Source organism: Pseudomonas sp. NPDC098747 (assembly GCF_044760045.1).
Taxonomy (GTDB): Bacteria; Pseudomonadota; Gammaproteobacteria; order Pseudomonadales; family Pseudomonadaceae; genus Aquipseudomonas.
In genome coordinates, this window is sequence record NZ_JBIWAL010000015.1 from 98,607 (window position 1) to 114,675 (window position 16,069).

Here is a 16,069-nt window from a genome sequence, read left to right on the forward strand (position 1 = left end):
TCAATCCAAATCAATGACTGCGGGCATCACAAGGTGTTCGCGGTGGAGTTTTGATCATGTTCAAGCGTAACAACACACTCTGTGCCGCGGTGTTTGCCGCAGCCCTTTGCGCCGCGCCTTTCGCCGCGGCGGACACCATGGCCGGCACCGTTGCCGGTCAGGTATTCGGCAACACTTACAGCGCTGTCGCCCCGGTCTCCGATGGCCAGGCTCAGGTGGTTTACTACCGCTCCAGCAGCGTTGGTCAACCCAAGGGCGCCGCCCACGTCTACGTCGACAGCGAGTTCCACACCGGCCTGTTGCCGGGCGGTTACAGCACGTTCTGCGTCGTACCGGGCAGTCGCACCCTGGGTGCCTACCTTGGTGACGCACCGGGCTACAAAGGCAAAAACGTTGACCTGTACTCGGCCAACCTGGAGGGCGGCAAAACCTACTTCCTGAAGGTTCGTGAAAACGGCAGCGGCGCGCCGCAAGCCGTGACCCGCGAAGAGGCCGAACGCGATCTGGTCGGCAGTCGCGCCCAGATGCAGGCGCTGTCTCGCGCGTCCAAGGTGCAGATGTGCAACAACCTGCCGATGCAAGCCGCGCAGTTCAAGGACTATGCACTGTCCGGCGACGTACTGTTCGCCTTCGGCAAGTCCGGTTACCAGGACATCAGCCACAAGGGCCGTGCCGCGATCAGCGAGCTGATCGCTCAGTTGCACCGCGAACACGCCAAGCTCGAGCGCATCGAAGTGGTGGGCCATACCGACGCTGTCGGTTCCTATATGTCTAACCAGGTGCTGGGCCTCAAGCGTGCGCAAACTGTGCGTCGTCTGTTGGTCGATGGCGGCTTGCCACCGACCTCGGTCACCACCCGCAGCGCCGGTAGCAGCTAGCCGGTCACCGACGAGTGCTCCGGCAGCCGGGCCGAACAAGTGGCGTGCAACGCGCCAAACCGCCGGGTTGTCGTGCGTGTGGATGTAAGCGGCCAGTAATACCTGATCTGCGTACTGCTCCAGGGGAGCTTTCGGGCTTCCCTTCCTTTGCCGCAGCTGCCGCGCAGTTGCGGTTTTTTTTGCCAATAAAATGATCAGCGCCGGTTTCTCGGTGCTCTCGGCGGAGTCACGCCCATGTTTTTACCAAGCAGAAAACCAACCGCCATGCTGTTGAGCGTGGCATTGCTCGCCAGCCCTGTACTGGCTGCACCGGCCGGCACTGTGCCGGGCAAGGTCTTTGATGCCACTTACGTCCCCGTCCCGCCAATCGGCGAAGACCAGGCGCAAGTGGTGTATTACCGTCTTCAGGCAGGGGTGCAGCGTCAAGGCTCAGCCCACGTTTATGTCGACCGTGAATTTCACACCGGCCTGTTGCCGGGCGGTTATTCCACTTTCTGCCTGGCCCCCGGTTCCCACACGTTGGGTGCGTATCTGGACGACACGCCAGACTACAAAGGCAAGCGCAGCGACTTGTATCAGGCGTCGTTGCAGGGCGGCAAAACCTATTACCTGCGGGTGCGCGAGGATGGCAACACCTTCCCGCAGCCGATCAAGCGTGAAGAGGCCGAGCGTGAATTGGTGACGTCGCGGATGCAGGCGCATGCGTTGTCCCGGGCGGCATCCATCGAAGCCTGCCGGCATTACGACTATCTGGTGGATGAATCGCGCTTCAAACATTACGAGCTGTCCAGCGATGTGTTGTTCGCCTTTGGCAAATCCGCCAGCGACGACATCTCGGCGGCTGGGCGCGAGGCTGTCCGCGAGTTGATCGATGAGCTGCACCGCGACGATGCGCAGATCCGCCATGTGCAAGTGGTGGGGCATACCGACCCGATTGGTGACGAGGCGAAGAACCAGCACTTGGGGCAACTGCGGGCCGATACCTTGCGCGAATTGTTGATTGCCGGCGGGATTCCCGATTCGGTGATCAGCGCCGCCAGCGCGGGGAATCGCGAGCCGGTGGTGTTCAGCTGTTATGGCAATCGGGTGCAGCAGATCGCCTGCTATGCACCGAACCGGCGGGTGGTGGTGAAGGTTGAGCTGGGGCGGCCAGTGGAGAAGTAATCGCATGGAGCACTGGCGTGTCGGTCCATCCAGCCCCGGCAAATACCCAGCCCCGCGCGCTTTTGGGACATGTCTCATTCAGCCTGACTCACCAATTAGTCAGAATTGTCCTACTGATTTCTCGGCCAACACCGCGTTCAACGTAACAGGCCTTGAACTATCCATTCCATCGCGGCCGCCGCTTGGCGGTCCGAATTCAGGACTCTTGTGATGACGACTGACGCGCCTGTTGGCCCAAGCGTTGCCGCCACGGCTCTGCCCGCGCCGCAAACGACAATCCAGGACACTCTGCTGCAAAGCGTGTCCTGGATGTGTGACCACTACGGTGTCGGGAAAAGCCCCGAAGCCTTGACTGCCGGCTTACCCAAGGGTGGCTTGCTGGCGCCTTCGCTGGCGTTGGCGGCGTTGTCGGCGGCCGGACTGTCGGCAGGGTTGGTAGAGCGTCGCGTGCAAGCGCTGCCCAAGCAACTGGTGCCAATGGTGCTGCTGCGCAAGGAGCAGGGCGGTTGCATTTTGCTCGGGCGTTTTATCGGCACCAATGAGGAGGGCAAGAAAGCCTGGCGTTATCAGGTGATCCTGCCGGAAATCGGCGCCGAGCCGGTGGAGCTGGACCAAGCCACCATGGACCAGATGTACGCCGGCCACGCCATTCTGGTAAAGCCCCGCGCCAAGGTCGACACCCGCGCCGGTGACGAAACCCCGCAACCGGCCGGGCATTGGTTGCTCAGCACTTTGTGGCGTTATCGCAGCTACTACCGCAGCGCGGCCATTGCTGCGGTGCTGATCAACGTGTTGGGGTTGGCGAGCATTTTCTTCACCATGAACGTGTACGACCGCGTGGTGCCGAACCAGGCGTTTGTGACCTTGTGGTCGCTGGGCATCGGCGTGGCAATTGCCATGATCTTCGAAGCGGTGTCGCGTTATGTCCGGGCGCATTTGCTGGACCTGGCCGGCAAGAAGGCCGACCTGGTGCTGGGCACGATGCTGTTTCGCCAAGCACTGTCGATTCAGATGGAACACAAACCGGCCTCGTCCGGCTCGTTCGCCAACCAGTTGCGCGAGTTCGAATCGGTGCGTGATTTCGCCACCTCGGCCACGCTCGCGACGATTTCCGACTTGCCGTTCGTGTTGATGTTCGTCGGGGTTATTTTCATGATCGGTGGCCCGCTGGGCTGGGTGCCGCTGTTGCTGATTCCGCTGATTCTGATCATCAGCATCATCATTCAGTGGCCGCTGGCACGCACCATGAAAGAGAACATGCGCGAAGCGTCGCTCAAGCAAGGCGTGCTGGTGGAGTCAGTAGAAGGCCTGGAAACCCTCAAGGCAGTCGGCGGTGAGCCCTACATGCAACGCCGTTGGGAAAACTTCAGTGCGCTGTCGGCCGCCACTTCAATGAAGTCGCGTTCGCTGTCCAGCGTGGCGACCGGTGTGGTGGCGTTTTTGCAGCAACTGCAAACGGTGGTGCTGATCATCATCGGCGTGTACCTGATCGACGCCGGCGACCTGACCATGGGGGCCTTGATCGCCACCGTAATGTTGGCCGGTCGTGCCACGGCCCCGTTGGGTCAAGTGATCGGTCTGGCGGTGCGCTTCCAGCAGGCCAAGGCCGCCCTCAGCTCGCTGAACGGTTTGATGGCGATGCCGGTGGATCGGGATTCGACCCGCGAGTACCTGCCCAAGCCGTCGTTGTCGGGGCAGATCACCGTGAAAAATCTGGGTTTTTCCTACCCCGCACCACCCATGCAACCCAACCCGGTCGTCCTGCAAGGGGTCAATCTGACCGTGGCCGCCGGCGAACGTGTGGCGATTCTGGGGCGTATCGGCAGCGGTAAATCCACGCTGCTGCGGGTCATGGCGCGGCTGTATTCGCCCACCGAAGGGCAGATGTTCACCGATGGCCTGGATGTGAACCAGATCGACCCGGCGGACTGGCGCAAAGCCGTCGGTTATGTGGGCCAGGACGTCCGGCTGTTTTACGGCTCGCTGCGCGAAAACGTGATGATCGGCCGCCCCGAATCCACTGCCGAAGAGTTTCTGCGGGTATTGCGCCTGACCGGTCTGGACCATATCGCGGCCAAGCATCCCAAGGGCATCAACCTGCCGATCGGTGAGTCCGGCGAAGGCTTGTCGGGAGGGCAGCGGCAATTGGTGTCTCTGGCTCGCAGCCTGTTGGCGCGCCCTAAATTGCTGCTGCTGGATGAACCCACCAGTGCCATGGACACGCAAACCGAAACGCAGTTTCTCGAACACCTCAAGCGCGCCACCGAAGGCCAGGCCCTGGTGGTGGTGACCCATCGACCGTCGCTGCTGGCGCTGGTGGATCGCATCGTGGTGGTGGATGACGGCAAGGTCGTCGCCGATGGGCCCAAGGACGAAATCCTTGCGAAGTTAGCCGGTAAACCCGCTGCGGTGCAGGCCCCACAACCGGCCCGTCGGCAGAGACAATCCGTCGTTGCCAATACTCAGTCCCCCGCGACGACGACTGCAACCGAAGCAACCGAAGTAAAACCCCAGCCGGCTTTCACGGTGGGCAAAAAAGCCAACGTCTCCAACCCGCAACCCGTGACGCCTGCCACAGCAGCCGCGCCGGCAGAGGTAGCATCGTGATTGGTAAATTGTGGGGGCGTAACGCCCCGGCCGCTATGGAACCCGGCGATGCCGCGTTCATGAACGACGTGCAGGAGTCCTTGCTGTCGCAATCCACGCCGGGCTCTAAACTGGTGATTTACCTCATCGCGGCGGTGTTGATCATTGGTGTGGTGTGGGCCAATTACGCCCGGGTCGAAGAAATCACCTTGGGCGAAGCCAAGATCATTTCCTTGAGCCGTGAGCAGGTGATCCAGAGCCTGGAAGGCGGGATTCTCTCCGAGATGAACGTGCGCGAAGGCGCGATAGTGGAGAAGGGCGAGGTGTTGTTGAAAATCGACGCCACGCGTGCCGAGTCCAGCTATCGCGAAGCGCTGTCGAAGGTGATCGGCTTGAAAGCAGCCATTACCCGCCTGCGCTCCGAGGCTTACCAGCAACCGCTGGAATTCGAAGAAATGGTCAAGCAAGACCCGGTCGTCGTGGCCCAGGAAATCCGGGCGTATGAGTCACGCAAGCGCGCACTCAATGACAGCGTCAGTGCCCTGGAGCGCAGTTACGCGCTCTCTTCCCGGGAGATTCGTCTGGCCGAACCCTTGGCGGCGAAGGGCTTGATGTCGGAAGTCGAAATACTGCGTATCAAGCGTTCGGCCAACGACATCAAGTCGCAGATCGTCGAGCGCATCAACAAGTTTCAGGCTGACGCGAGTTCTGAATTGGCGAAGTTTGAATTGGAGCTGTCGCAGATCAGCGAAAACCTGATCGGCCGCGCCGACATCCGTGATCGCACCACCATCACCGCCCCGGTACGCGGCACCGTGAAGAACGTGCGGGTCAGCACCATCGGCGGGGTGATTCAGCCGGGCGAGCACATCCTCGAGATCGTGCCGCTGGAAGAACAACTGCTGGTGGAGGGCAAGATTCGTCCCTCCGACGTGGCGTTTTTGCGCCCTGGTCTGCCGGCCACGGTGAAGATTACCGCCTATGACTACGCCATTTATGGCGGCTTGAAAGGCAAGGTCGAGCACATCAGCCCGGACACCTTGAAAGATGATCAGAAAGCCGCCGCCGGACGCCCCGACGACACCTATTACCGCGTGCTGGTGCTCACCGACAGCAGTGAGCTGACGGCGGGCGGCAAGTCACTGCCGATCATTCCGGGGATGGTGGCTTCGGTTGAGATCCGCACCGGCGAAAAAACCATTCTTCATTACTTGCTTAAGCCCGTGCTCAAGGCGCGCGAAGCCTTCCGGGAGCGATAATCATGACGACCAAAAATCTCCCGCAGTGTGAATTGCGGGCTCAGGACCTGTTTGCGCCGCGTAACCGCTTTTACCTTTTGCGCTCGTTGTTTTTGTGTCTGTCGGCATGCGCCTCGTCGAGTGTTGTCGGCGATGAATTGCTGACGTTCAATGCCGCTCCTGTGTCGGCGCCGGCCAAGCCCGACGCGCCGGTGGAGTTCAAATCGGTGGCAACGGCCAAGCCTGTCGCGCCGGTGGAATTCAAACCGAGGGCAACGACCAAGACTGCCGCGCCGGTAGAGTTCAGATCGGTGACGGCGTCCAGGCCTGTTGCGCCTGTAGCATTCAAACCATCGACAGCGGCTACGAGCTATTCACCACCTGCGAACACCGTGGCCAGGGCGCCACGGTCGAATGACGGCGGGCTGCAGTTTTCCAAGGTGACGGACCCGGCCACGGTGACTTTTGCGCCGGCGCGCCCGAGCGAAAGACCAGCGACAACGGCGGCGGAACCAAGAAGTGCAGTGCCGACTTTCAAGCCCGCCACGACATCGGCCTCGGCGATTCGCCCGAGCACGGTGCCCGGTGTCTCTGCGCTGGCCACGAGCGGCATGCCAGCTCAATTGGCCAGCCGTCAGGGCGCGGCAGCGGGCCCTTCGGAGCAGGAACTCAAGGAGATTTTCCACCGTGCCGTCCAGGCCGCCGCCGAGCGCAGCCCTACGGTGCAACGGGCCCACGCAGAGCTCGCCGCCGCCGATGCCGACATCGACGAAGCCAAGGGTCAGCGCTATCCCCAGGTGGACGTTGGCACGACAGCCGGTTCGAAGAAATTCGGTTCGGGGTCAGAAGAGAGTGACGGCAGCAGCAGCGGGATCAACCTCAACGTCGTCACGCCGGTGTATGACTGGGGCCGGATTCGCAACACCATCGACAGCCGTCGCCATTTGTCCACGGCGGCCACGGCGGCGATTGATGCAGAACTGGAGAACTCGGCGTTCGAGGTGACCACCACGCTGGTGGAATTGGGCAAACAGCGCATCATTGTTGAACTCAGCCAGCAGTACGTGGACCGGATGAACGAACTGGTGAAAATGCTCGCCGGCATTGTCGCCGTGGACAAGGGTCGTTCCAGCGAACTGACCCAGGCCAAGGCGCGCCAACTGCAGGCCCAGGCTGCACGAGATTCGGCCGACACGCGCGCCAAGGACGCCGAAATCACTTTGCGTAAATTGGTGGGTGATCGGCCGATCATGATCCCGCGTACCAAGGAATTGAACATTCGCCTGGCCAACCTCGATCACCTGTTGTCCAAAACCGAAGATCACCCGGTGATCAATCAAGCCAAGGCCCAGACCGAATCCGCCGAATTGCAGGCCAAGGTCGTGCGATCCGGGTCGCTGCCACAGTTGAACTGGGTGGTCAGCAAATCCACCGCCGAAGATTCCCTGGGCCGTGAACAACCCTGGGAAACCCACCTTGCCGTGACCTGGGGCGCCTTTCGCGGCGGCTCGGTACGGGCGTCGGAACGTGCTGCGTTGCAGCGCGCCGAGGCCAGTCGACAAGAAGTGGAGCAACAGCGGCTGGACCTGGAATACCGAATCCGTACCGCCAACCACGAAGCCAAAACCTTTCTGGAACGGGCCGAGTTGTACCGCGACCTGACGGTGGAAACCGATGGTATTCGTGTGGCGTTTTATGAGCAGTGGTATCACCTGGGCAAGCGTACGTTGCTGGATGTGCTGTCGGCTGAAAGCGACCACTACGGCAATCGGGTGAGTGAAATCACCAACCGCTTTGACGGTTACCAGGCGATCCTGCGCCAGTACGCTGGGGCAGGCACATTGTCGGCGTGGTTGGGCGGTTCAGAGCGCTGAGGGCAATTGGCATGTCCGGCCCACTTCCACACATCAGGTGGGCCGGCGTTGTTGAAGATTTGGCTAGAGGTCGTCGAGCAGCAACTGCTCCAGCGAGTGCATGGCGCTCAATAGCACGTTGACCTGCTTTTCACAGGAGGCGATATCGCACTTGAAGTGCCACTGACTCCAGCTGCACGCAAGCATCAATCAACACCCGAGCATCAGTCATTTGCGCGCCACCTTTGATTTTGTGCGCTAACGCCGCCATTTTTTCGAAGTCGTGATCACGCAGCAGTTTTTCAAGCTTTGCGCTGTCTTCCTGGTTGGTGCGCACCAGTTCCTCAACCAGCGGCACATACCTGTCTGGACACAGTACCCGCAACTTCTGTAACTCACCGCCGACGGTTTGATTGGCGTGGACCCGGCGCTCAATCTGGCTCGAAACCGCGTTGATCTGCTCGGTCAAAGCCTCGATACCAATGGGTTTGAACAAGCACTGGCTCATGCCGGCATCCAGGCAATCCTGGATGATCCGGGACTGGGCATTGGCGGTGAGGCCAAAAATGGGGTGGGCACCGACGGCGCGACGCTGTTCGATGGCGCGCATTTGTCGGGCCAGTTCATAGCCGTCCATGCGCGGCATATTGCAGTCGGTAATGGTCAGGTCAAACGGTGGATCGGCGTGCATCCACTGTGCCAGCGCGGTTTCACCGTCATCGCAGGGCACCGCGCGGTGGCCAAGGTATTCGAGTTGCTGACACAACAGCAGACGGTTGGGCGCGTGGTCTTCAACCACCAGGATGTTCAGGCGATGGTTGGCTCGAGTGAGCGGCTGAGTTGCGGCCTGGCTGGCATCTTCCTGCGTGCGTTCGGCTTTGAATTGCAGCTTGAAGCAAGAGCCTTTGCCCGGTTGGCTATGCACGCTCAACCGGGCGTTGAGCAACGTCGCCAGGCGTGTACAGATGCTTAGCCCCAGCCCCGTACTGCGTTGGCCACTGACGTTGGGTGAAACCTGAACGAAGGGCTCGAAGACAGCTTTTTGCTGCGATTCATTCAGCCCGATGCCCGAGTCGCGAATTTCGATCGAATAGCATCCAAAGCCGGTTTTTGGATCATCAGGCAGCTGTATCAAGGACAGTTCGACAAAACCTTCCTGCGTAAACTTGATGGCATTGCTGGTCAGGTTGGCAACGATCTGGTTCAGCATTAATGGATCGATGATCACCTGTTGGTCGCTGGCCTCAATCATCAGGTCGAACGTCAGGTTTTTGGTTTTTGCATTGACCTCGAACAGTTTGTGAATGGAGTGAAGGGCTTCGCCGAGATGGGCAGGCCGTGGCGATGGAACCATGGCGCCTGCTTCTATTTTCGACAGGTCAAGGATGTCACCGATCAGAGACAGCAATGATTGTGCTGACTGATGTGCCACGGCCAGATTTTGTTCGACTTCCTGAGCACTGCCGCCGCGCAGCCGGAGCATTTCGATCAGGCCGATCAGGGCGCTGATGGGCGTGCGGATTTCGTGGCTCATGCTGGCCAGGAAAATCGATTTGGATTCGTTGGCCTCATCAGCAACCTCTTTGGCCAGACGCAGTTGTTCTACCAACTGTTCGCGTTCGCTGATATCCAGCCAACCGCCGATAACCCCGGCAAACGCTCCGGCACTGCTCTGGAAAGGCAGAGTCCAGTGATAGATGCGGCGCGGGAGGCCTTTTACTTCTATTTCCAGGTCGGCGAAGGTCGGCTCACCGTGTTGCTCGGTGTCCCGATAAATCTGGTGATACTGACGGCTCAGCGCCGAAGAGATGATGCCGGCCTCGAGCAGGGTCTTGCCGATGACTTCTTCCTGAGTGGTTTGCAGGAATTCCAGGTAGGCCCGATTGCAGTGCGCCAGCTTACCGTCCTTGTCGCGCACATAGAGTGCAATGGGCGAACCGTCGATGAGCGTTTTGCTGAAAGCCAATTGATCGCCCAAGGCCAGTTCGGCTTTGCGACGCTTCTTGATCTGGGCTTGCAAGTAGTAGTTCCAGGTCAGGAACGCCAGAACGAAAGCGACGGCGATGCCTATGATTTGATAAACACTGTCTTTATAGGTACTCCAGGAGCTGGCCACAGCGGGCGCTGCGTGGTTGCGCCAACGGTCACTCAAGGTCTTGAGCTCCTCGGGAGGAATGTCCAGCAGTACCTTGTTGATGATGCTTTTCAGGATCATGTTATCCGTGCCGACGACCATGGCGACCCGGCCTGCGGTGGGGCCGATGACGGCGGCAATTCTCAGGTCCTGTTGGAAATGATGCTTGATGAAATAGTCGGCACCGAACTGGGTATGCACGCTGGCACCCACGTCTCCCTCGGAGAGCAGCTCAATGCCACGCGCAGCCGTGGAGACCGGAATCTGAGTAATTTCGGGATATTGCTGTAGAAGCCAGTTTGATAGTGGATTTCCGGAGGGGATGGCCAGGCGCTCGCCCTTGAGTTCCTCAAGGCTATTGATGGGTGTCCCTGAGCGTCGGGTGACCACGACAAACGGGCTGATGAGATAAGGGCGGGTGTATTGTCTGGCATTGAGCCGCAAGTCGCCGATGGTCAGCGCAGCAATGAGATCGGCTTGGTTGCTCTGAAGCATGTTAAGCATGTCTGGAACGCTGCCGCTGCGGACAAACTCAAGTTTCAGACCGGTACGTTGTTCGACGATTTTCAACAAGTCCGTGCTCAGCCCTTGCAGTTGGTCACGGTCATCAAAAAAAGTCAGCGGCGCGTAGGACCCGGCCACCAGTACCTTGATCTTGGGATGCGCTGCTATCCATGCGGTCTCGGTCGGGTTGAGATTCAACGGTGGTTCATCGACCACGAAATCATTACTCAGCCCCCAGCGCATGGTGATCCGCATCATGTCGGCGGGCGGAATCGCGTCCAGCGTGCTGTTAATCGCTGCCAGCAACTGGGGTTTGCGGTCACTGACCGCAAAGTTGATGTCCGCAGAAGTAGAGAGGGCCGTACCGGAAATATAAACGTCGTTGCTGTACAGCAGGCGGATCAGAAACTCGGCGGTGATGGCGTCAGTCCAGAAGGCATCCGCCTGGTCGTACATCAGAGAGGCCAAGCCATTTAAATGGTTGGAGTGCTGAATCAATGTCGCGTCCGGGTACTGCTTGTGCAGTTGGGCGCCGACCGCATCGTCACCGACATAGGCCAAACGCTGACCTTTCAGGTCTTCCAGCGGGGGCAGGGTTTCCCCAATACGCCGCACAATGACCTTGTGATTGAGCAGGTAGGGCCGGGACTGGGTGATCGCGCCATCCTGGCCTTCGCTGACATCATGCACCGCCAGCATGTCGACCTGACCTTGCTCGAGTGCTTCGCGGGCTTTGGCACGTGTCGGGTAACGCAAAATCTTCAGCTGTAACCCGGTCGTTTCGCGCAGGGCACCCAAGTAGTCGGCGGCAACACCTTCGAACTTGCTTTGCTCGAACCCCATGTGCAACGGCGGAAGGGCACCGCTCCAGATGGCCACAGTGACTTCGGGGCGCGTACTGAGCCAGGCGAGGGTTTGCGCATCGAAGTTGACGTGTGGTGGCGTGATCGGGGCATTGACCAACAGCTCAGTCGGTTTCGGCGGTTGAGCCTGCACACTCGTTGTCAGTAAGCCTGCCAGCAGCACAGCCAATGGCCAGGCGAATAAAAAACGAGAAATATTCAAGGCAGTTCAATTCCGTTGAGGGCGCTGGTTATCAGGAGGGATTCCAGGTGAACCCGTGGGTCTCATGGTGGATGAATCTAGCAAGCCTGTGCTGCCTTGTCCCGCGTTGCTCAACGCGGATAACGCTGGAATCGCGGTGTATCGGGACGAAATCAGACTTGTCCCAAAGGTGAGGCGCCGGGCAGTAGTGTTGATGACACCCCATGCCGCGAGCGTGGGGGAATAGTTTGTCGTAATCGGTGGCATAGGCAGAACTGCTTACGTTTTATTTCATCCCGGTCTTAGGATATGGTGCTTCGAGTCTCGCAGAGTCGTAGGAATTGTCTGATTCTTTTTGCTGGTGTTTTGGAGTCGTGAATGAAGTGGTCGGTCGTTTCACCCTTGCGAATAGTGCTGCTTGACGATCACACTTTGATCCGTGAAGGCCTGAAAATCCGCTTGTCCATGGAGTCGGATTTCAAGGTCACAGGGATCTATTCCGGTAGTCCTGAGCTACTTGAGGCACTGCGCACTCAACAGGCCGATGTGCTGGTTCTTGATTATCAACTGAGCGATGGCGAACTGGATGGTTTGCGCTTGATCCAGTTGCTGCGCAATCACTATCCAGCGTTGCGAATTCTGATTTTCTCCTCCATTGAACGACCGGCGACCGTCAATATGGCCATTCGCGCGGGGGCTAACGGTTTTTTCGGCAAGTCTCAGCCCACTGAAGAGTTGGTGCGGGCGATTCGGATGGTGGCCTTGGACCGCTTATACCTTTCGCCGGCCATGTCCGCTGAACTGGACTCGACACCTCAAACACCGTTGGCGACAACCGGTCAGGAGAGTCCCGTCGAGGGTGCCGATACGCTCGTTGACTACCCGGCCTTGTCGCCGAAAGAGCGTGAAGTGCTGCGCTGCTGCCTGGAGGGAATGTCGGTTTCTCAAATTGCCGATAAATTCCTGCGCAGTCGCAAAACCATCAGTGGGCAGAAACAGGCCGCGATGCGTAAGTTGAATGTGCGCACCGACACCGAGCTGTTCAAGCTGCACCTGGATCTCAAGGATATCTGAGCCGGGTGCCTGGAAGGCCTCGCAATACCCGGCTCTCTATATAGACGAAATGATCGCCAATGCGCCAAACCCCTGACTTCGAAGGAAGTCAGGGGTTTCTGGTTTCTGGTGTCCGGATTTTTCCGGAGTGCGTGATGTGGTCGGCTGAATCTTTGTTTGCGCATTACAATCGCGGTTTTATTGCCAGTAAAAGGACCACGTTCATGATCATCTCCACCACTCACGCCATCGAAGGCCGGCAGATCACCGCGTATCTGGACATCGTCAGTGCCGAGTCGGTGCAAGGCGTCAACGTGATCCGTGACATGTTCGCGGGTATGCGCGACTTCTTTGGTGGTCGGTCGCAAACCCTGGAGAGCGCGTTGAAAGAAGCACGCGTTCAGGCGACGGACGAGATCAAGGAACGCGCGCGTGCGTTGCAGGCAGATGCGGTGGTCGGCGTGGATTTCGAGATCAGCATGCCGGCGGGCAAGGGCGGCATGGTTGTGGTGTTTGTGACGGGTACAGCGGTGAAGTTGCGCTGAACGGTCGCCGCGGCGGTGAATTTTTGTAAGCCATTCGTCGGGCGTCAGTCGATCTGAATCACAAGTCCAGTAATGACCGGCTAGTCTCAAAATCCTGGGTGGTCGATATTTTTCAGGTGAGAGGGTTTTGCCGGTGTCGACCTGTTACGAAGGGGAGAGGGCATGACTCAACCGTATATCGAAGACGATGGCACTGAATTTTCCTTCAACAACTGCGTACGCTGCGGACAGAGCGAGTACCAGTCGGGCTTTGGTGAAGACACGATTCAGAACGCCAAGATCAAATCCGCGGCACCGAAAGGGCTGAAGGCGAAATTCCTTCCCAGGGTGATGGCGCGGGCCAGAAAATAAGCTTCCTCGACATAACCCCGTCATTGAACGGGGTTTTTTACGTCTGATCGGTGACCTCCGATACGTTCTACGGATGGTTTAAAGAACTGCGTTTTTTTTCACAAACTTTTCACGTTGTCCGGCGTAGGGTGAAGCCATCCGTTAGAAAGCAAGTCTCCAGCCCGTCTCCCCAGCGGGCTTTTTTTTGTCTGTCATAAAACCTTTTCCAGAATCGCTGTCAAATCGGCGCCAAGTGCTCGCTGCGCTTTGGTTTCGTCTGGACTTTTGTCCTCTGTCGACATTAAATCCCGGCCCTTTTTTGTCATCTCTGTTTTTGAGGTTTTCGTCATGCGTTTAACACTCCCTGCTCTGGTTCTTGGCCTTTTCGTTGCTCAAGGTGCAATGGCTGCTGGCGACGGCACCGCGGCGTTGGGCGGTGGTCTGGGTGGCGCGCTGGGTAATGTGGTCGGCCAGAAAATGGGCGGCAGCACCGGTGCCGCGATTGGCGCGGGCGTAGCAGGCGCAGCGGGCAGTGCGGTGGCGGCTCGCAAGGGCAGCCGGACCAAAGCGGCCATTGGCGGCGGTGTCGGCGCAGCCGGCGGTTCGGTGATCGGCAACAGCCTCGGTGGCAAGACCGGGTCCACCATCGGTGCTGGTCTGGGCGGTGCAGCTGGCGGCGCCGTGGGCAGCAATCTGTCCAAAGGCCACAAGCGTCACTGAGATTGATTGCGTGTCAGAAAAAGCCCGACGCGATGTCGGGCTTTTTCGTTGCTGAACGATATTCCAACAAACGGCTCCAATCTCACATAAGATCTTAATTGTCCCGCTTCGGGCACTGTGAGGTTCATATGCGTTTGTCATTATCTGCACTGTTTTTCGGATTGCTGGTTGCTCAAGGCGCGATGGCTGCCGGCGACGGCACGGCCGCTGTCGGTGGCGGCTTGGGTGGTGCGTTGGGCAATGTGGTCGGTGGGCAACTCGGTGGTAGCACGGGTGCCGCAGTGGGTGCGGGCTTGGGCGGCGCGGCAGGCAGTGCGGTCGGGGCGGAGAAACGCAACCGCACGGAAGCCGCTATTGGCGGTGGCCTCGGCGCTGCCGGCGGATCAGTGATCGGCAACAGCTTGGGCGGCTCCACCGGTTCGACCATCGGTGCAGGCTTGGGTGGCGCGGCAGGTGGTGCGGTCGGCAACAACCTGGGTGGCGATGACGGGAAGTCTCATTCCGGTGGCGGACATAAACATAAGAACAAACACAAATACAAAAACAAACATCGTGATTGATGTTTAAACAGAAACCCGGCCTTGCGCCGGGTTTTTTGTATCTACCGGTTGGCCCCGGGAACGATTGGCGGCAAGGCGTTTCGAACGTCATACACCCCCCCGAAATCACGAGGTTTGCCATGACTCCCGAAACTGAAGGCAAGGAAGAAAAAGGTTCAAGTGGGCTGCCGTTCATCAACGATCCGGGGAATGAAGATCCGGGGTCGTTGATGGATGATGCGACGGTGCCGTTGAATGATTCGGATGATGCGCTGGATGGTGAGTATGACGAGGAGGAGGATGAGCAGTGAGGGGGAGGTGCCATCCCCGCATTCATCTCGACCATCTTAGGGCCTACGTTAGGCCCTTTTCAGAATTTCAGGACGTTATCCAATTCAAATAAAATGATCTTTGCTCTTCTGGATTGTTCGTGAGATTTTCTTCCTCATAGTCAAATATATAAACAACGTCCTCCAAGGAAGGTGTTTTTCTAAATGCCAGTTCATATGCTTTTAAACCGAGAGACATCTGCGATGACATACTCGATGGATGCACATTGATTTTCGAGCCCTTGCAGAAAAAGCGTATATCAGGGTTGTTTTTTCTGAGTATTCCAAAGCACTTGTAAAAATCGCGATCAGTATAAATTTGGCTGCTTTGGTTTTCCAGATTTAGCGTTATAGATAATGTTGTATCGTCGCAGATAAGTTCGATTTCTTGTTTTTCATTGTTTATTTCGATGGTTATTTTTACTTCGAAAATCATTTCTCTATTTTCCTATTGGGGTTTGGAAGGGAGTAGCCGAATTCCCTACCGTCGTCAATAATTATAGTAGCACCAAGGATGTCTTCCCTTTTAATTTGGCTAGGGATAGCAATCTCCTGTTCCTTATCGAATTTATATGCAGCCCCTAACTCCTTTTTGAGGTCGTGGCCGGGTATCGTTTTCAGAGTGTAAAGAAATCCTGTTCTTGTGCCGTACCCGGTTGCAAACGCTTTCCCAACTTCTCTAGATGGTGATGTACTGATGAAATTGCTCGGAGGGGAGCCACTATCGATCGAGTGAAGCAGAAGATCATTACTATCCCCTTTGCTTTTAAAGCCGTATTCAAAAATATCTGATGGATCCTTACTGTCACCCCGGTATAAATACTCAGGATGTGTTTGGGGGGTAGGTGGGGTGGAATGATCCTCACCAATTTGTACTCTTGTTGTTGGATCATTAGTTTTAAAAGATGGTTTATTACATCTATCGTCACTCGGACAATCACTCAACCCCAACGGATCCACCCAGCCCGTCGGATTTGGCACGTACTGGTACTGATTAATCCCGCCCGCCAACTTGATCGGGTCCGGGGTCAGGTACCGTCCAAGCCGTGGGTCGTAATACCGATGCCGGTTGTAATGCAGGCCGCTTTCTTCATCGAAATACTGCCCCTGAAAGCGCAGCGGCTGGTCCAGGTATTCCTCGCCGGCCAGGGT

General features: G+C 57.9%; 17 protein-coding genes. 11 read left to right on the forward strand and 6 right to left on the reverse strand.

What is annotated here, in order from left to right; all coding sequences use genetic code 11:
- Positions 1-56 precede the first annotated feature (56 nt).
- From ACIQVE_RS12380 to ACIQVE_RS12395, 4 genes are all read left to right on the forward strand, one after another.
- Positions 57-878, forward strand: a complete 822-nt coding sequence (locus ACIQVE_RS12380) for an OmpA family protein (RefSeq protein ID WP_402808397.1) — start codon at positions 57-59, stop codon at positions 876-878.
- A gap of 234 nt (positions 879-1,112) precedes the next feature.
- A complete protein-coding gene (locus ACIQVE_RS12385) occupies positions 1,113-2,042 on the forward strand; it encodes an OmpA family protein (RefSeq protein ID WP_402808400.1) in 930 nt (309 codons plus the stop codon).
- Between the two features lie 210 nt (positions 2,043-2,252).
- Positions 2,253-4,649 carry a type I secretion system permease/ATPase gene (locus tag ACIQVE_RS12390; protein WP_402808402.1) on the forward strand — a complete coding sequence of 799 codons (2,397 nt, stop codon included), beginning with the start codon at positions 2,253-2,255 and terminating at the stop codon, positions 4,647-4,649.
- Positions 4,646-5,887: an HlyD family type I secretion periplasmic adaptor subunit gene (locus ACIQVE_RS12395; RefSeq protein ID WP_402808405.1), complete on the forward strand. Its 1,242-nt coding sequence runs from the start codon at positions 4,646-4,648 to the stop codon at positions 5,885-5,887. Before ACIQVE_RS12390 ends, ACIQVE_RS12395 begins: the two co-directional genes overlap by 4 nt.
- A gap of 70 nt (positions 5,888-5,957) precedes the next feature.
- Here ACIQVE_RS12395 and ACIQVE_RS12400 read toward each other — a convergent pair whose 3' ends face one another.
- Both ACIQVE_RS12400 and ACIQVE_RS12405 read right to left on the reverse strand, forming a co-directional pair.
- Complete coding sequence (locus tag ACIQVE_RS12400; RefSeq protein ID WP_402808408.1) at positions 5,958-6,149, reverse strand: hypothetical protein; 192 nt, start codon at positions 6,147-6,149, stop codon at positions 5,958-5,960.
- Between the two features lie 87 nt (positions 6,150-6,236).
- Positions 6,237-6,470: a hypothetical protein gene (locus ACIQVE_RS12405; RefSeq protein ID WP_402808411.1), complete on the reverse strand. Its 234-nt coding sequence runs from the start codon at positions 6,468-6,470 to the stop codon at positions 6,237-6,239.
- A gap of 7 nt (positions 6,471-6,477) precedes the next feature.
- Between ACIQVE_RS12405 and ACIQVE_RS12410 the strand changes: the two genes are divergently transcribed.
- Entirely contained in the window at positions 6,478-7,740 is a 1,263-nt protein-coding gene (locus ACIQVE_RS12410; protein WP_402808413.1) for a TolC family protein, read from the forward strand.
- A gap of 130 nt (positions 7,741-7,870) precedes the next feature.
- Here ACIQVE_RS12410 and ACIQVE_RS12415 read toward each other — a convergent pair whose 3' ends face one another.
- Positions 7,871-11,422 (reverse strand): transporter substrate-binding domain-containing protein, encoded by a 3,552-nt coding sequence (locus ACIQVE_RS12415; protein ID WP_402808416.1) that lies wholly within the window; start codon positions 11,420-11,422, stop codon positions 7,871-7,873.
- 357 nt (positions 11,423-11,779) lie between these two features.
- Here ACIQVE_RS12415 and ACIQVE_RS12420 point away from each other — a divergent pair, with 357 nt between their 5' ends.
- From ACIQVE_RS12420 to ACIQVE_RS12430, 3 genes are all read left to right on the forward strand, one after another.
- Entirely contained in the window at positions 11,780-12,475 is a 696-nt protein-coding gene (locus tag ACIQVE_RS12420) for a response regulator (protein ID WP_402808419.1), read from the forward strand.
- 203 nt (positions 12,476-12,678) lie between these two features.
- Positions 12,679-12,999: a YbjQ family protein gene (locus tag ACIQVE_RS12425; protein WP_402808421.1), complete on the forward strand. Its 321-nt coding sequence runs from the start codon at positions 12,679-12,681 to the stop codon at positions 12,997-12,999.
- A gap of 162 nt (positions 13,000-13,161) precedes the next feature.
- Positions 13,162-13,350, forward strand: coding sequence for a hypothetical protein (locus ACIQVE_RS12430; protein WP_402808423.1), 189 nt, complete (start codon positions 13,162-13,164; stop codon positions 13,348-13,350).
- Between the two features lie 191 nt (positions 13,351-13,541).
- On the opposite strand, the gene ACIQVE_RS12435 is transcribed toward ACIQVE_RS12430, so the two are convergent.
- On the reverse strand, positions 13,542-13,679 hold the full coding sequence (locus ACIQVE_RS12435) for a hypothetical protein (RefSeq protein WP_402808425.1): 138 nt from the start codon (positions 13,677-13,679) through the stop codon (positions 13,542-13,544).
- Here ACIQVE_RS12435 and ACIQVE_RS12440 point away from each other — a divergent pair.
- The 3 genes from ACIQVE_RS12440 to ACIQVE_RS12450 all read left to right on the forward strand — a co-directional run bounded on the left by ACIQVE_RS12440 (position 13,678) and on the right by ACIQVE_RS12450 (position 14,899).
- Complete coding sequence (locus tag ACIQVE_RS12440) at positions 13,678-14,049, forward strand: bacteriocin (RefSeq protein ID WP_402808428.1); 372 nt, start codon at positions 13,678-13,680, stop codon at positions 14,047-14,049. The two genes, ACIQVE_RS12435 and ACIQVE_RS12440, sit on opposite strands and share 2 nt — an antisense overlap.
- Positions 14,050-14,177: 128 nt before the next feature.
- Entirely contained in the window at positions 14,178-14,609 is a 432-nt protein-coding gene (locus tag ACIQVE_RS12445) for a YMGG-like glycine zipper-containing protein (RefSeq protein WP_402808431.1), read from the forward strand.
- A 119-nt stretch (positions 14,610-14,728) separates the two neighbouring features.
- Positions 14,729-14,899 (forward strand): hypothetical protein, encoded by a 171-nt coding sequence (locus ACIQVE_RS12450; RefSeq protein ID WP_402808433.1) that lies wholly within the window; start codon positions 14,729-14,731, stop codon positions 14,897-14,899.
- A 67-nt stretch (positions 14,900-14,966) separates the two neighbouring features.
- Here ACIQVE_RS12450 and ACIQVE_RS12455 read toward each other — a convergent pair whose 3' ends face one another.
- Positions 14,967-15,353, reverse strand: a complete 387-nt coding sequence (locus ACIQVE_RS12455) for a hypothetical protein (protein ID WP_402808436.1) — start codon at positions 15,351-15,353, stop codon at positions 14,967-14,969.
- Positions 15,350-16,069: RHS repeat-associated core domain-containing protein (locus ACIQVE_RS12460; RefSeq protein ID WP_402808439.1), on the reverse strand; the 720-nt coding region annotated here is incomplete at its 5' end. The genes ACIQVE_RS12455 and ACIQVE_RS12460, both read right to left, overlap by 4 nt.

Coding starts and splice junctions, on each gene's coding strand:
- ACIQVE_RS12380 (WP_402808397.1), top strand. CDS start 57: ATGTTCAAGCGTAACAACACACTCTGTGCCGCGGTGTTTGCCGCAGCC.
- ACIQVE_RS12385 (WP_402808400.1), top strand. CDS start 1,113: ATGTTTTTACCAAGCAGAAAACCAACCGCCATGCTGTTGAGCGTGGCA.
- ACIQVE_RS12390 (WP_402808402.1), top strand. CDS start 2,253: ATGACGACTGACGCGCCTGTTGGCCCAAGCGTTGCCGCCACGGCTCTG.
- ACIQVE_RS12410 (WP_402808413.1), top strand. CDS start 6,478: ATGCCAGCTCAATTGGCCAGCCGTCAGGGCGCGGCAGCGGGCCCTTCG.
- ACIQVE_RS12420 (WP_402808419.1), top strand. CDS start 11,780: ATGAAGTGGTCGGTCGTTTCACCCTTGCGAATAGTGCTGCTTGACGAT.
- ACIQVE_RS12425 (WP_402808421.1), top strand. CDS start 12,679: ATGATCATCTCCACCACTCACGCCATCGAAGGCCGGCAGATCACCGCG.
- ACIQVE_RS12430 (WP_402808423.1), top strand. CDS start 13,162: ATGACTCAACCGTATATCGAAGACGATGGCACTGAATTTTCCTTCAAC.
- ACIQVE_RS12440 (WP_402808428.1), top strand. CDS start 13,678: ATGCGTTTAACACTCCCTGCTCTGGTTCTTGGCCTTTTCGTTGCTCAA.
- ACIQVE_RS12435 (WP_402808425.1), bottom strand. CDS start 13,679: ATGACGAAAACCTCAAAAACAGAGATGACAAAAAAGGGCCGGGATTTA.
- ACIQVE_RS12445 (WP_402808431.1), top strand. CDS start 14,178: ATGCGTTTGTCATTATCTGCACTGTTTTTCGGATTGCTGGTTGCTCAA.
- ACIQVE_RS12450 (WP_402808433.1), top strand. CDS start 14,729: ATGACTCCCGAAACTGAAGGCAAGGAAGAAAAAGGTTCAAGTGGGCTG.
- ACIQVE_RS12455 (WP_402808436.1), bottom strand. CDS start 15,353: ATGATTTTCGAAGTAAAAATAACCATCGAAATAAACAATGAAAAACAA.